At 74.0% G+C, this 13,133-nt stretch carries 12 protein-coding genes; 3 read left to right on the top strand and 9 right to left on the bottom strand.

From position 1 onward, the window contains the following. Position 1 precedes the first annotated feature (1 nt). The gene (locus HNP84_RS47435; RefSeq protein ID WP_185056722.1) at positions 2 to 1,030 is read left to right on the top strand and encodes a TolB-like translocation protein; all 1,029 of its coding nucleotides are present in this window, start codon (positions 2 to 4) and stop codon (positions 1,028 to 1,030) included. An 88-nt stretch (positions 1,031 to 1,118) separates the two neighbouring features. Here the strand turns inward: HNP84_RS47435 and HNP84_RS47430 are convergent, their stop codons facing one another. Next, positions 1,119 to 1,730 carry a hypothetical protein gene (locus HNP84_RS47430; protein ID WP_185056721.1) on the bottom strand — a complete coding sequence of 204 codons (612 nt, stop codon included), beginning with the start codon at positions 1,728 to 1,730 and terminating at the stop codon, positions 1,119 to 1,121. Between the two features lie 189 nt (positions 1,731 to 1,919). Here HNP84_RS47430 and HNP84_RS47425 point away from each other — a divergent pair, with 189 nt between their 5' ends. Next, on the top strand, positions 1,920 to 2,996 hold the full coding sequence (locus tag HNP84_RS47425) for a YveK family protein (RefSeq protein WP_185056720.1): 1,077 nt from the start codon (positions 1,920 to 1,922) through the stop codon (positions 2,994 to 2,996). Further along, entirely contained in the window at positions 2,993 to 4,384 is a 1,392-nt protein-coding gene (locus HNP84_RS56595) for an O-antigen ligase family protein (protein ID WP_185056719.1), read from the top strand. Before HNP84_RS47425 ends, HNP84_RS56595 begins: the two co-directional genes overlap by 4 nt. On the opposite strand, the gene HNP84_RS47415 is transcribed toward HNP84_RS56595, so the two are convergent. Genes HNP84_RS47415 through HNP84_RS47380 form a run of 8 tightly spaced genes read right to left on the bottom strand, consistent with a single transcriptional unit; the run spans position 4,368 to position 13,088 of the window. Beyond that, a complete protein-coding gene (locus HNP84_RS47415; RefSeq protein WP_185056718.1) occupies positions 4,368 to 5,459 on the bottom strand; it encodes a DegT/DnrJ/EryC1/StrS family aminotransferase in 1,092 nt (363 codons plus the stop codon). The genes HNP84_RS56595 and HNP84_RS47415 overlap by 17 nt on opposite strands. After that, entirely contained in the window at positions 5,456 to 6,127 is a 672-nt protein-coding gene (locus HNP84_RS47410; protein WP_185056717.1) for an acetyltransferase, read from the bottom strand. Before HNP84_RS47410 ends, HNP84_RS47415 begins: the two co-directional genes overlap by 4 nt. After that, positions 6,124 to 7,584: an oligosaccharide flippase family protein gene (locus HNP84_RS47405; protein WP_221337658.1), complete on the bottom strand. Its 1,461-nt coding sequence runs from the start codon at positions 7,582 to 7,584 to the stop codon at positions 6,124 to 6,126. The genes HNP84_RS47410 and HNP84_RS47405 overlap by 4 nt, the downstream gene beginning before the upstream one ends. Then, positions 7,581 to 8,795, bottom strand: a complete 1,215-nt coding sequence (locus HNP84_RS47400; protein ID WP_185056716.1) for a glycosyltransferase family 4 protein — start codon at positions 8,793 to 8,795, stop codon at positions 7,581 to 7,583. The genes HNP84_RS47405 and HNP84_RS47400 overlap by 4 nt, the downstream gene beginning before the upstream one ends. Before the next feature lie 3 nt (positions 8,796 to 8,798). After that, positions 8,799 to 9,908 carry a DegT/DnrJ/EryC1/StrS family aminotransferase gene (locus HNP84_RS47395; RefSeq protein ID WP_185056715.1) on the bottom strand — a complete coding sequence of 370 codons (1,110 nt, stop codon included), beginning with the start codon at positions 9,906 to 9,908 and terminating at the stop codon, positions 8,799 to 8,801. An 8-nt stretch (positions 9,909 to 9,916) separates the two neighbouring features. Continuing rightward, positions 9,917 to 11,107 carry a glycosyltransferase gene (locus HNP84_RS56590; protein WP_185056714.1) on the bottom strand — a complete coding sequence of 397 codons (1,191 nt, stop codon included), beginning with the start codon at positions 11,105 to 11,107 and terminating at the stop codon, positions 9,917 to 9,919. After that, a complete protein-coding gene (locus tag HNP84_RS47385; RefSeq protein WP_185056713.1) occupies positions 11,089 to 12,051 on the bottom strand; it encodes an SDR family NAD(P)-dependent oxidoreductase in 963 nt (320 codons plus the stop codon). Before HNP84_RS47385 ends, HNP84_RS56590 begins: the two co-directional genes overlap by 19 nt. Next, positions 12,048 to 13,088: a Gfo/Idh/MocA family protein gene (locus tag HNP84_RS47380; RefSeq protein WP_185056712.1), complete on the bottom strand. Its 1,041-nt coding sequence runs from the start codon at positions 13,086 to 13,088 to the stop codon at positions 12,048 to 12,050. The genes HNP84_RS47385 and HNP84_RS47380 overlap by 4 nt, the downstream gene beginning before the upstream one ends. Positions 13,089 to 13,133: the final 45 nt, after the last annotated feature.

The raw sequence follows: 13,133 nt of genomic DNA, 5'->3' as shown, positions 1-13,133 counted from the left end.
CGTGCGCGGTTCGTTCGGGGGCAGGCTCGCCGTCTTCGCCGCCGCCGCGCTGGCGCTGGTCGTGGTGGTGGCGGTCGTGGTGGTGCGGGCCAGGGAGGAGCGGAGCACGGCGACCGCGGCCGTGCCGACGGGCACCGCCATCGCCACCGGGCCCGCGGAGATCCACGCCGAGGACCTGCTGGCCGTGCGCACCGGGCCGGGCGCGGGCAGCGGCACCGTCCTGGCCTCCGCGGGCGGTGCCCTGCGCGCGCTGGGAGTCCCGTGCCGGCGCTTCTACGCGGCGGCCGGCACCGCCGTGTGCCTGCGGGTCACCGACGGCGTGATCACCGGCTCGGACGCGATCGTGCTCGACGGCGACCTGCGCGAGCGCGAGCGGGTCGAGCTGCCCGGCGTGCCCAGCCGGGCCCGGGTCTCCGCCAGCGGGCGCATGATCTCCTGGACCGTGTTCGTCACCGGCGACTCCTACCTCAGCGTGGGCTTCTCCACCAGGACCGGCATCCTGGACACCCGCACCGGCAAGGTGACCGACAGCCTGGAGAAGTTCGAGCTGATCCAAAACGGCGAGGTCAACCGGTCGGTGGACCTCAACTACTGGGGCGTCACCTTCACCGCCGACGACAACGTCTTCTACGCCACCGTCTCCACGCGCGGGCGCGTCTACCTGGTCAAGGGCGACGTGGCCGCCAGGCGGATGACGGTGGTCAAGGAGGGGCCGGAGTGCCCGTCGCTGTCCCCCGACGGCACCCGGCTGGCGTACAAGAAGCGCACCGGCGACTCCACGAGCCCCTGGCGGCTGCACGTGATGGACCTCGCGACCGGCGCCGAGACGCCGCTCGCCGAGTCCGGCAACGTCGATGACCAGGCCGCGTGGCTGGACGCGCGCACCGTCATGTACGGCAAGGCACGCGGCGACACCGTGGACGTGTGGGCCGTGCCCGCCGACGGCTCAGGCGCGCCCCGGGTCCTGCTGCGCGACGCCTTCTCGCCGGTCCCGCCTCCGGGTGACCCGGCCGGCGGCGATGGGCACTGAGGCGGTGAGCACTGTGGGCACTGAGGTGACGGGCACCGAGGCGACGGGCACTGAGGTGACGGGCACTGAGGTGACGGGCACTGACGGGTCAGGCCGTGGCGGTCGTCCTCCGGCGGCTCGTGAGGCGTCCGACGGTCGCGGCGGCCCACAGCGCGAGCAGCCCGCCGATCGCCATCAGCCCGGCCGAGGCCCGGTTGATCTGCAGCGACTGGGGGACCGGGCCCACGATGGTGTCGATCGGCTGCCAGGTGATCATGAGCTTGCCGTTGGCGCCGCTGGAGGTCTGCCAGCCCTTCAGCCGGTCGGTGAGCAGCTTGAGCGCGATGTCGAGCGTGCGCCGCGACTCCACCGGGTCCTGCGAGACCGAGCGCACCGTGGCGTACGGCTGGTCGTACACCGGCACCTCCTCGTTGCCCCAGTGGGCGACGTCGAAGGTGAGCCGGGCGTGCCCGCCGAGCGCGCGGATCTCGGCCCGGGTGCGGGGGTTGTCGAACAGCCGCCCGGCGGCGATGGCGGTGAAGACCTGGTTGTCGCTGAAATGGTCGTAGAGTTGGCCGTGGAAACCCGTGGTGGTGGTGACGAAGGCGATCGTCACCCGGCTTTCATACCAGGGCGAGCGGTATTTCACGTAGAAGACGCCCGCCAGGGCCACAAGGACGACGAGTATCGCGGCGCCATATCTCGGCAAGCGCGTTCGCATCGTCAGTCCCCTCCGCCGTGTGCCATTCTCGCACAGCGGGCGGGAAACACGTCCGCCCCTGGCGGAGAGGGCGGCCATGGGAAACACTTGGAAGTCCGGGACAACCGGCCGGTGTCCTCGCGCGTCCGCTTACGCGCGGGGTGGCACCCGCCCCGGACGCACGACCCCGGGCGGGGGTGAAAGGAAGTTATGGATCTGCTCGATTCGCTGCGTGCGCTGCTGAGACGCTGGCCGATAACCGTGGCATTCCTGGTGCTCACTCTGGGTGGCACGCTGGGGGCGTTCATCGCGATTCCGTGGCAGTATGAATCGCAGGCGACCATGGTGTTCCTATCCTCCCGGCAGAACGCCAAACCGGTCGGCGGCAATCCGTGGCTGGCGTTCGACACCTCGCTCACCATCACCGCCGAGGTGGTCGCGCGCGGAATGAGCGACAAGATCACGGTGGACGCGCTGAAGGCCAGGGGATTCACCGCCGAATACACCGTCGGGCTGAACCAGGAGTCGCGCGGCCCGCTCATGGACATCGTCGCCACCTCCGGCGATCCGCAGCAGGCGCAGAAGACCCTGGACGCGCTGGTGGCGCTCAGCTACAGCCGGCTGCGCGAGCTGCAGCGCAAGTCCTCGATCCTGCCCGACGCCACGATCAGCATGACCCCGGTGATCGCGACCAAGCAGGCCGAGATCGCGCCCGAGCCCAAGATCCGGATGCTGATCATCGTCTTCGCCGGCGGGATGCTGCTCACCCTCGGCGTGCCGCTGTTCGTGGAGACCCTGGCGCAGAAGCGGGCCCGCGAGCGGGTCTCGACCGCCGTGCCCGGACCGGTTCCGGCCGCCCCCGCCGCACCGCTCGTGCCCCCGCTCGCCGAGGAGCCGGTACGCGGCGCGTTCACGCCGACCATCCAGCCGGGCGCCGGGGTCCAGCCGAGCGTCCAGCCGGGCGTCCAGCCGGGCCTCCAGAGCCCGCCCGTCCAGTCCGGCTCTCCCCGCCCGGCCAACGGCTCGGGCCTGGGGAGCGGCCTGTCCCGGCCGGCCAACGGCGTCAAGAGTTCCCCGGCCCGGCGGCCCTCCGACGGCGAGGAGGCCGTGGTGGTCGTCGACTCGCCGCAGGACCCGTGGGCGTCGAGCGAGGCGCCCGACCCCGATCTGACCGCGCCGCAGCCCATCGTGGTCGATGACGACCTGTTCGTCTGGTCCAGGGAGGAGACCCGGCGCGGCGGCGACGGGCCCGGCGCCGGGCACGGCCCGGCCAGACCGTCGCGGTGACAGTCGCGGTGACCACGACCGCGCCGCAACAGGGCGCGCTGCTGCCGCCTCCGCGACGGTTGCCGGGGCGGCACTCGCTGCGCCCGCCGCGGATGGTGCAGATCGACCCGGTCTCGGTGCTGACGGTGTTCCTGATCACCCTGCTGGTGCTGCCCGCGCGCTACATCGTCGGGCCGCTCGGCGGGGCCGGCACCCCGGCCACCGTGATGGCGGTGCTGATGCTGGTCTGGTACGCGCTGTCCACGCTCTCCCCGCGCTGGACCCCGCTGCGCGGCCCGCAGCCGCTGCGGCACGTGATCCTGTTCTTCGCGCTGGCGCTGCTGGCCGGCTACGTGGCCGGCACCACCCGGCCGCTGAGCGCCGACGAGCTGAACACCGCCGACATGGCGCTGATCCAGCTCGCCGGGTGGGCCGGGATCGCGCTGGTCACGGCCGACGGCATCGCCGGCATGGACCGCCTGGAGGACATCCGGCACCGGCTGGTGATCGGGGCCGCGTTCGTGGCCTCGATCGGGCTGATCCAGTTCTTCACCGGCATCGAGCCCAGCCGCTTCCTGGCGCTGCCCGGCCTGGTGGAGAACGGCGCGTCGATGCTGTTCGAGCGCGAGGACTTCTTCCGGCCCATGGGCACCGCCACGCACCCGATCGAGATGGGCATGGTGCTGGCGATGGTGCTGCCGCTGGCCCTGCACGGCGCGCTGTACGGCCCCGAGCGCATGCGGCGCCGCCGCTGGATCATGGTCGTCCTGATCGCGGTCGCGGCCCCGATGAGCGTGTCGCGCTCGGCGCTGCTCGGCCTGGCCGTCGCCCTGATCGTGCTGCTGCCGGTGTGGCCGCCCGCCTGGCGGCTGCGCGCGCTGCTGATCACCGGCATCGGCGTGATCCTGATGCGGCTCGCGGTGCCCGGCCTGATCGGCACGGTGCTCAACCTGGTCACGGTGATCGGCGAGGACGACAGCACGGTCGCGCGCACCGACGACTACGCCGAGGTGGTGCGGGCCTGGGCGGTGCGGCCGTTCTTCGGCCAGGGCACCGGCACCTACCTGCCCACGATCTACCGGGTCCTGGACAACCAGTACCTCCTGACCCTGGTGGAGGCCGGCCTGGTCGGCCTGCTCGCGCTGCTCGCCCTGCTGTGCTCCGGGTGGATGCTGGCGCGCGGGGCGCGCCGGGCGAGCGCCGACCCGGCGGCCAGGCACCTCGCGCAGTGCCTGGCGGCCTCGGTGGCGGTGGCGATCTTCGGGTTCGGCACCTTCGACGCGTTCAGCTTCCCGATGATCTCCAACGTGCTGTTCCTGATCCTGGGCTTCTGCGGCGCGCTGTGGCGGCTGCAGACCCGCGGCGAGCAGCCCGCGCCGGTCGCCCGGGGGATCATCCCACGGCTTTGACCAGCGCCTCGGCCACCCGCTCCTGGTCCTCGGGGGTCAGGTGCGGGTGCATGGGCAGCGACAGGATCTCGCCCGCCGCGGCCTCGGTGACCGGGAAGTCGCCGGGGCCGCGGCCGAGCCCGGCGAAGGCCGGCTGGAGGTGGATCGGCACCGGGTAGTGGATCTGCGCCTGGACGCCCGCCTCGCGCAGCGCGTCCAGCACCCGGTCACGCTCGGCCACGCGGACGACGTACAGGTGCCAGACCGGCACGTTGCCCGGGGCGACCGCGGGCAGGCGCACCCCCTCCGCCCCGCCGAGCAGTTTCGCGTAGCGGTCGGCGGCCTCGCGGCGGCGCTCGTTCCAGGCCGCCAGGCGCTTGAGCTTGGCCCGCAGCACGACCGCCTGGAGGGTGTCCAGGCGGGAGTTGAAGCCGAAGCTCTCGTGCACGTACTTGCGCTCGCTGCCGTGCGAGGCCAGCAGCCGCGCGGCCCGCGCCGCCTCCGCCGAGGCGGCCAGCACCGCGCCCGCCTCGCCGTAGGCGCCGATGTTCTTGCCCGGGTAGAAGCTGGTCGCGGCCAGCCCCACCGGGGGACGGCCGGCCTGCTGCGAGCCCTGCGACTGGGCGGCGTCCTCCACGACCGCCAGGCCGTGCCGGTCGGCCAGCGCCTGGAGCGCGGCCATGGGCGCCTGCTGGCCGTACAGGTGGACCGGGACGATCGCGGCGGTGCGCGGGGTGACCGCCGCCGCGGCGGCGTCCGGGTCGAGCAGCAGGGTCTCGGGGTCGGCGTCGGCGAGTACGGGCCGCAGCCCGGCCCGTACGACGGCCTCCGCGGTGGCCACGAACGTGTTGGCCGGGATCACCACCTCCGCGCCCTCCGGCAGCCCGGCGGCGCGCAGCGCGATCTCGATGGCGTCGGTGCCGTTGCCCACGCCCACGCAGTGCGCAACCCCGGAGAAGGCGGCGAACTCCTCCTCGAAGGCGGCCACGTCGGGCCCCTGCACGAACGCGGTGTCGCGCAGCACCCGGGCGAACCCGGCGAGCACCTCCTCCTCGACCTCGGCGTGCGCCGCGCGCAGATCGACAAAGGGGATCATCTGTCTACTCCTGTGTTGACGGTGGCGGGGCGTACGTACCGGGCGGGCGCGCCCAGCCAGACCTGCTCGGCCGGGACGTCGCGCGTGACCACGGACCCCATGCCGACCAGCGCGAACGCGCCGATCGTGAGGTTCTCCCCGACCAGCGCGCCCGCGCCCAGGTACGCGCCGGTCTCCACGCGCACCGAGCCGGCCAGGCGGACGCCGCCCGCCAGGGTGGCGAAGCCGCTCACCTCGTCGTCGTGGGTGAGCGTGACGTGCGGCATCACCGACACGTGCGGGCCGACCCTCACCGAGGCGGTCAGCACGGTCTGCGCCATGATCACCGAGCCGGGGCCGACCGTGGAGGAGCGGCTGACCGACGCGGTGGGGTGGATGAGGGTGGCGTAGCGGGTCGCGGGCAGGCCGAGGCGGTGCACGATGCGCCACCGGCTGGCGTAGTCGCGTGGGTTGCCGGTGCACACCACCACCTGGGCGTGCGGGTAGCGGTCGATCTCCTTGGCGCCCCCGAGCACCGGGACGCCGTCCACGCTCGTGCCGTGCAGGCCCGGGTCGTCGTCGAGGTGGCCCAGCAGCTCCCAGGTGGGGATGTGGGCGTTGACGTCCTCGACGAGCTGGGCGGTCTCGCGGGCGAAGCCGCCCGCGCCGATGATGAGCAGGGGTGTCACGCGTCTCCCTTGACCTCGCGGAGCATGGACCGGTTGCGGTAGCCGTACAGCCCGGCGGCGGCGAGGCCGGCGGCGCCGGCGACCGCGAGCGCGAGCGGGCCGGGCGCGATCCAGGCGGTCGCGGCCACCGCGACGGCGGCGACGGCGAGCGCGGAGAGCACGCCGGGGGCGATGCGGCGCAGCAGCGCGGGCACGTCCACTTCGCTGCGGCGCAGTTGCCACAGGTACACGGGCAGCACCACGACCAGCGCGACCAGCACGACCGAGCCGGCCGCGCCGCGCAGCCCGTACGCGTGGGTGGCGGCGAGCATGACCGGCACGAGCGCGGCCAGCCACAGCGCCTGCACGGCCAGCACGGTGCGGGAGCGCTCCAGCACCACGAGGTAGTCGTAGATCAGCTCGAAGAAGATGCGCAGCCCGGCCAGCGCGCCCAGCCCGGCCAGCGCGACCGCGGCGGCGGCCCACTCCGGGCCGTACACGAAGGTGATCAGCGCCGGGGCGCTGCCGCTGAGCAGCAGGCAGACCGGCAGCGTGAGCCCCACCAGCAGGCCGGCCGTGGCCAGGAAGGCCCGGTTCAGCGCCGGCCGGTCGTGCTGCAGCCGGGCGAACGCGGCCGGGGCGACCGAGCGCACCGGCTGGGAGAACACCGCGACCGGCCAGCCCGACAGGTTCACCGCGAGCACGTACAGGCCCAGGGCGTGCTGGCCGAGCACCGCGCCGACCACGAGCTGGTCGGCGTACCCGGCGGCGAACACCACCATGGACGCGCCCGCGAGCGGCAGCCCGAAGCGCAGCAGCCGCCGCGCCACCTCGCGGTCGAAGCCGAAGCGCAGCCGCAGCGGCGAGAACGCCACCAGCAGCGCGCCGCCCGCCAGCGAGCCGGACACCCGGCCGACGGCCAGGCTCATAGCCCCCCACCCGGTCAGGGCCAGCGCCAGCGAGACCAGCGCGCCCAGCCAGTTGTCCACCTGGTCGGCGATCGTCTTGCGGCCCTGCATGAACTCGCGCTGGAGCATCGCGGCCGAGGTGGACGCCAGCCCGTTGACCAGGATGTTCAGCGCCAGCACGCGTACGGCCCCGGTGGCGGAGGGATCGCCCATCGCCGCGGCGAAGTACGGCGCCGCGACCTGCACGCCCGCGAACACCAGCAGGCTGGAGCCCGCCGCCAGCGTGGCCACCGTGGGCACGATCCGGCGCGGGTCGTCCGGCCAGCGGACCACCGCCAGGCTGACGCCCAGCTCGTTGAAGCTGAGCATGGCCAGCAGCGCCACCGTGGCCACCGCGAAGGTGCCGAACTCCTCCGGCCCGAGCACCCGCGCCAGCACGATCCCGATCGCCATCGTGCCCACGCGGGCCCCGATGGTGCTGAGCATGCTCCAGCCGAGCGCGCGCCGCGCCCGGGACCGCAGCGCCCCGGCGGACGCGTCCTCTTCTGGCGGCGCCTCGCTCGCGGTCACCGTCTCGCCGTCCGGGCCACGGCGTTGAAGTCCTCGCGCCGGTCGGTGCCGCGCAGCCGCTGGTAGCGGCGGCGCAGCTTGTACGCGAGCACGCCCGCCGCCACGCCGAGCCGGTCGCCGGGCACCGGCCGTTCGGCCACCGCCCGCTCGTAGATCTCCACCTGGGTGTGCGCGGCCCGCTCCAGGCTGAAGCGCCGCACCACCAGCGCCCGGCCGTGCTCGCCCAGCTTGACCCGCAGCCCGGGGTCCTCGTGCAGCCTGCGCAGCGCGGCCTCGAACCGGGCGCCGCCCTCGTGGCGGCCCGCGCCCAGGCCGTACCAGCCCTTCTCCAGGAAGATCTTCTCGGTGTCGGGGGTGAGCAGCTCGAAGAAGCCCAGCTCGCCCTGGACGATGAGCGGCTTGGCGAAGGCCATCGCGCGCAGCGCCGAGCCGCCCATGCCCAGGCACGCGGTGGCGGCGGCGTACGCGGGGCGGGGGTCGGCGAGCTGCCCGGTCAGCACCACCGCGCGCCGCCCGGCCAGCGCGCAGGCCGCCGCCGCGTGCTGCTCGACCTCGGCCCGCGCGGGCCCGTCGCCGACCACGATCAGCCGCAGGTTCAGCTCGGTGGCCAGCCGCCCGACCACGCCGATCGCGGTGAGCAGGCCCTCCAGCTTCAATTCGGGGGCCAGCCGGGTGACCGCGACCAGGTCGAACGGGCCCGCGGCCAGCCCGAACCGCTCCCGGAAGGCCGCCACCGGGTGGCCGGGGGCGTTGGCCTCGGTGTCCACGGGCGGCTCGATGAGGTGCACCGCGCGACGCCCGCGCTCGGCGGCGAGCTGGATCTCCCGGGTGCCGACCACCAGCGGCAACGACGGCGGCAGGAACGGGGCCACCGACATCGACATGACCGTGCACACCGCGCTCGCCCGGCAGCCCAGCGAGGCCCAGTACGCCTCGACGCCCGGCGGCCACTCATAGCCGTGGATCACGTCCAGGCCGCGCTCCTCGGCCAGGGCCCGGATCATCCGCACCGTGTCCCGGGCCGGACGCCGCCGGGCCGGGTCCAGCTCGACGTGCGGCAGCCCCGCCGCGGTCACGTAGTCCACCAGCGGGCCCGGCTCGCTGATCACCATGACCTCGTGGCCGAGCCGCTGCACGGCCCCGGCCAGCTCGACCGCGTTGAGCTGGCTGCCGCCCAGCTCCATCGTGTGCGGGTACACCAGCACGCGCACGGCTCAGCCCTCCGCCGCCGCGCACAGCGCCTCGATGACCTGGTCCTGGTCGGCCTCGGTCATCGCGTGGAACAGCGGCAGGATCAGGGAGTTGCGGGTCAGCCACTCGGTGGCGGGCAGCTCGCCGGCGCGGGCCCCGGCGTACGCGGGCTCCAGGTGCGCGGCCATGATGCCGCGCCGCGCCGACACACCGCGCTTGGCCAGGTACGCCAGCAGCTCGTCGCGGCCCATCGGGAAGTCCTCCGGCAGCGCCACCCAGAACGACTGGTAGTTGGTCTGGCCGTACGGCGGGTCGGTCACGGCCCGCAGCCCCGGAATGCCGGCCAGGCCCTCGCGGTAGCGGGCGGCCAGCTCGCGGCGGCGCGCGACCATCTCGGCCAGCCGCCCGAGCTGCACGATGCCCACCGCCGCCTGAAGGTCGGTCATCCGGTAGTTGAAGCCCACCTCAAGGTAGCTCTCCGGCGCGGTGCTGCCCGTGGCGTGCCGGTCGGCGGCGCTGACGCTCATGCCGTGCTCGCGCAGCCGCCTGGCCCGCGCGGCGAGGTCCGCGTCGGTCAGGGTCAGCATGCCGCCCTCGCCGGTCGTGAGCAGCTTGCGCGGGTGGAAGGACCACGCCGCCAGCTCCGCCCCGGCGCCCACGGGCCGGTCGCGGTAGACCGACCCGGCCGCGCACGCCGCGTCCTCGATCACGATCAGGCCCGGATGGGCGGCGCGGATCTCGGCCACGTCGGCGGGCACGCCGCCCTGGTGCACCACGATCACCGCGCGGGTGCGCGGGGTGAGCGCCGCGCCGACCGTCTTGGCGGTCAGGTTGCCGGTCGCCGGGTCGATGTCGGCGAACACCGGCTCGGCGCCGACGTAGGTGACCACGTTGGCCGTGGCGATGAACGACAGCGACGGCACGATCACCTCGTCGCCCGGCCCGATCTCCGCCAGCACCAGCGCGAGGTGCAGCGCGGTCGTGCAGGAGGACACCGCGACCCCGTGCCCGGCCCCGATCCGGCTCGCGAACGCCCGCTCGAACTCCGCGACCCGCGGCCCCTGGGCGACCCAGCCGGAGGCGATGACCTCGGCCACCGCGGCCTCTTCCGCCTTGCCGAACCAGGGTCGCATCACCGGGATCATCGCCCGGCCACCTCCTTAGCCTCCACGCCGATCAGCCCCGCCAGCGTGGCGAGCCTCCGGTTCCAGTCGTGTTCCGCGGCGAACGCCCGCCGCCGCGCGTACAGCTCGCCGGTGCGCGGGCGGGCCAGTTCCTCGCCGGCCGCGCGGGCGAAGTCCTCCGGCGTGGCCGCGATCCGCAGCAGCGGCCCCGCCGCCAGCCACTCGGCCGCGGGCAGCGCGGTCGTCACGGCCGCCCGGCCCGCCGCCAGGTACTCCAGCGTCTTGAGCGGGAAGCTGGCCCGGTTGAACGCGGTGTCGGCGTACGGCGTCAGCCCCACGTCGATCGCGCGCAGGTACGACGGCAGCTCCACGTACGGCTTGCGGCCCACCCAGTGCACGTTCGGCAGCGCGCACAGCTCGGCGAACCGCCCGCCCGCGAAGTCGCGGCTCGCCGGCCCGACGATCACCAGCGGGTGCCCGGCCGCCGCGACCCGCTCCAGCAGGCCCAGGTCGATCCGGGCGTTGACGTGCCCAACGAACCCGGCCACCGGCCTGCCCGCCAGCTCCTGCGGCAGGTCGTCCGGCCACGGCGCGTCGTCCACCCCGTCGTAGGCGGCCACGTCGCACCCGTTGGGCACCAGCGCGGCGATCCGGCCCAGCCCGGCCATGCGGTCGGCCAGCGCGGGGGAGACCACCGCGATCGCGTCGGCCCTGGCCGCCATCCGGGCCTCCGCGCGGGCCAGCGGGCCCGCCGACAACCCGATCAGCCCCGCCCCGGCGACCAGGTCGTCGGTGCGGTACCACAGCGCCGGGGCGCCGGGCGGGGCCGCGCCGAGCAGGTCGATGGTCCCGGCCACGATCACCGCGCCGATCGGCGCCCCGATCGTCGCGGCGGCCCGGCGTACCGCCCGCCGGGCCAGGACCTCGGTGAGGCGGCGGACGCCGGGCCGGTAGCCGCCGGGCGGCGCGGCCGGGGTGAGCCGCCACAGGCCCGGCCGCACCCGCTCCAGCGCGTGCCCGGCGAACCGGCGCGTGGGCTGCGGCGGGTCCACGTACAGCACGTCGGCCAGCCGGGTGAGCCGGTCGGCGATCTGCCGGTCGGTGCCGGCCACCCCGTCGTAGAGCGTGCCACCGGCGTACACGACCAGAAGCCTGTCGCCGGTGGCGCCCGTCTTGCCGTCCGGGGCGTTCACCGTGCTCTGCGCCACCAGGACACCAGGTCGCGCAGTCCCTCCTCCAGGCCGATCTCGGCCTTCCAGCCGAGCCTGTCGGCCGCCGCGCTGACGTCGGCGAGGCGCCTGGTCACGCCGTTGACCGAGCGGGCCGGTCCGAACTCCAGGCCGAGATCGCTCGCGCCCATCGCCCGCATCAGCGCCTCGGCCAGCTCGCGCAGGCTGGTCTCGGTGGCGGAGGCGATGTTGAACACCTCGTCGGTGACGTCGCTCGCGGCGGCGAGCAGGTTGGCCCGCGCGATGTCGCGGGTGTTGACGAAGTCCATGGTCTGCAGGCCGTCGCCCAGGATCAGCGGCGGGCGCCCCGCCTCGATCCGCTCCATCCAGCGGATCAGCACCTCGGTGTACAGGCCGTGGATGTCCATCCGCGGGCCGTAGACGTTGAAGTAGCGCAGCGCGACGTAGTCGAGCCCGCGCATGGCGTGGAAGCTGCGCAGCAGGCCCTCGTTGAAGGTCTTGGCCGCGCCGTAGAGCGTGTCGTTGGCGTACGGGTGGTGGTCCTCGCGCGTCGGGAACGAGGTCGCCAGGCCGTACACCGAGGCCGAGGAGGCCGCCACGACCTTGCGCACGCCGGCGTCGGCCGCCGCCTCCACCACCTCGTACGTGCCGTCCACCAGCACTTCCAGGGCCAGGCGCGGCTCCTCGGCGCACTGCGTGATCCGGATGGCGGCCTGGTGGAACACCAGGTCGATCCCCTCCATGGCCGCGCGTACGGTGGCGCGGTCGCGGATGTCGCCCTCCACGACCCGCAGCCGGTCGCCGCCCGCCGCCTGCGCCTCGGCGAGGTTCGCCATCCTGCCGCGGACGAAGTTGTCCAGCACCACGACCTCCGCCGCTCCCGCGGCGAGGAGCTGGTCCACGATGGTCGAGCCGATGGTGCCCGCGCCCCCGGTCACAAGGCAGCGGCTGTCGTTGATCATTGGCCGAATCCCCCACCCAGTTCGATTCGCTTGCCGTCGTTGTCGATGCTCTGGCCCGCGGCCTCCAGCAGGGCCAGGACCCGCAGTCCCGACTCCCCATCGGTCAGCGGGGCCCGCCCTTCCTTTATCGCAGCGGCGAACTCGGACATAACACCGCGCAGTGCCTCACGTTCCGGCAGCGCGGGTACAACCACGTCTCCTGTGCGATAGGAGATCAAAGCCGCCCGGCGGGTGTCGGGATCGGCCGCGGTGAGGTCCACCCCGCGGTCGTACACCGAGACCCGCTGCGCCGGGTTCACGTCGTCCCACACGATCGTGCGCCGCGACCCGCCGATCACGTACGTACGGATCTTCGTCGGGCTGAGCCAGTTGACGTGCACGTGCGCCATGGCGCCCGAGGACAGCCACAGCGTCAGGTACGCCAGGCACGGCCGGCCCGCCCCGATCGGATCGGAGGCGTGCGCGGCCACCGCCACCGGACGCACGTCCGGGGGCAGCACGAAGTCCAGGATCGACAGATCGTGCGGCGCCAGGTCCCACAGCACGTCCACATCGGGCTGGACCAGGCCCAGATTGATCCGCACCGAGTCGACGAACCGCACCTCGCCCACCTCCCCCGACCGGATCAGCTCGCGGATCTTGCGCACGGCGGGTGTGTAGCAGAACGTGTGGTCCAGCATCAGCGTCAGCCGCTTCTCGGCGGCGAGCGCGACCAGGCGCTCGCCCTCCGCGTACGTCGGCGTCAGCGGCTTTTCCACCAGCACGTGCTTGCCGGCCTCCAGCGCGGCCCGCACCAGGGCCGCGTGGGTGCCCGCCGGGGTGGCGATGGCCACCGCCTGCACGGCCGGGTCGGCGAGGACCCGCTCATAGGAGTCGGTGGCGCGGACCGTGCTGTAGTGGCCGAGCACGGCCCGCGCCCGTCCCTCGTCGAGGTCGCACAGCCATTCCACGCGCAGCTCAGGCGTCGCCATCGCGTTGCGGATCAGGTTGGGACCCCAGTAGCCGGCGCCGATGACGGCGAGGCCGAAGGATGTCACCCGAAGTGTCCTTCCGGTCGGTGGTAGAGGGCGGTCGATTCGCGA

Origin of the sequence: Thermocatellispora tengchongensis (assembly GCF_014202315.1) — a bacterium.
Taxonomy (GTDB): domain Bacteria; phylum Actinomycetota; class Actinomycetes; order Streptosporangiales; family Streptosporangiaceae; genus Thermocatellispora; species Thermocatellispora tengchongensis.
This window is presented reverse-complemented; position numbering and strand designations above follow the sequence as displayed.

Coding starts and splice junctions, on each gene's coding strand:
- HNP84_RS47430 (WP_185056721.1), bottom strand. CDS start 1,730: ATGCGAACGCGCTTGCCGAGATATGGCGCCGCGATACTCGTCGTCCTT.
- HNP84_RS47415 (WP_185056718.1), bottom strand. CDS start 5,459: ATGATCCCCTTTGTCGATCTGCGCGCGGCGCACGCCGAGGTCGAGGAG.
- HNP84_RS47395 (WP_185056715.1), bottom strand. CDS start 9,908: ATGCGACCCTGGTTCGGCAAGGCGGAAGAGGCCGCGGTGGCCGAGGTC.
- HNP84_RS47385 (WP_185056713.1), bottom strand. CDS start 12,051: ATGATCAACGACAGCCGCTGCCTTGTGACCGGGGGCGCGGGCACCATC.
- HNP84_RS47425 (WP_185056720.1), top strand. CDS start 1,920: ATGGATCTGCTCGATTCGCTGCGTGCGCTGCTGAGACGCTGGCCGATA.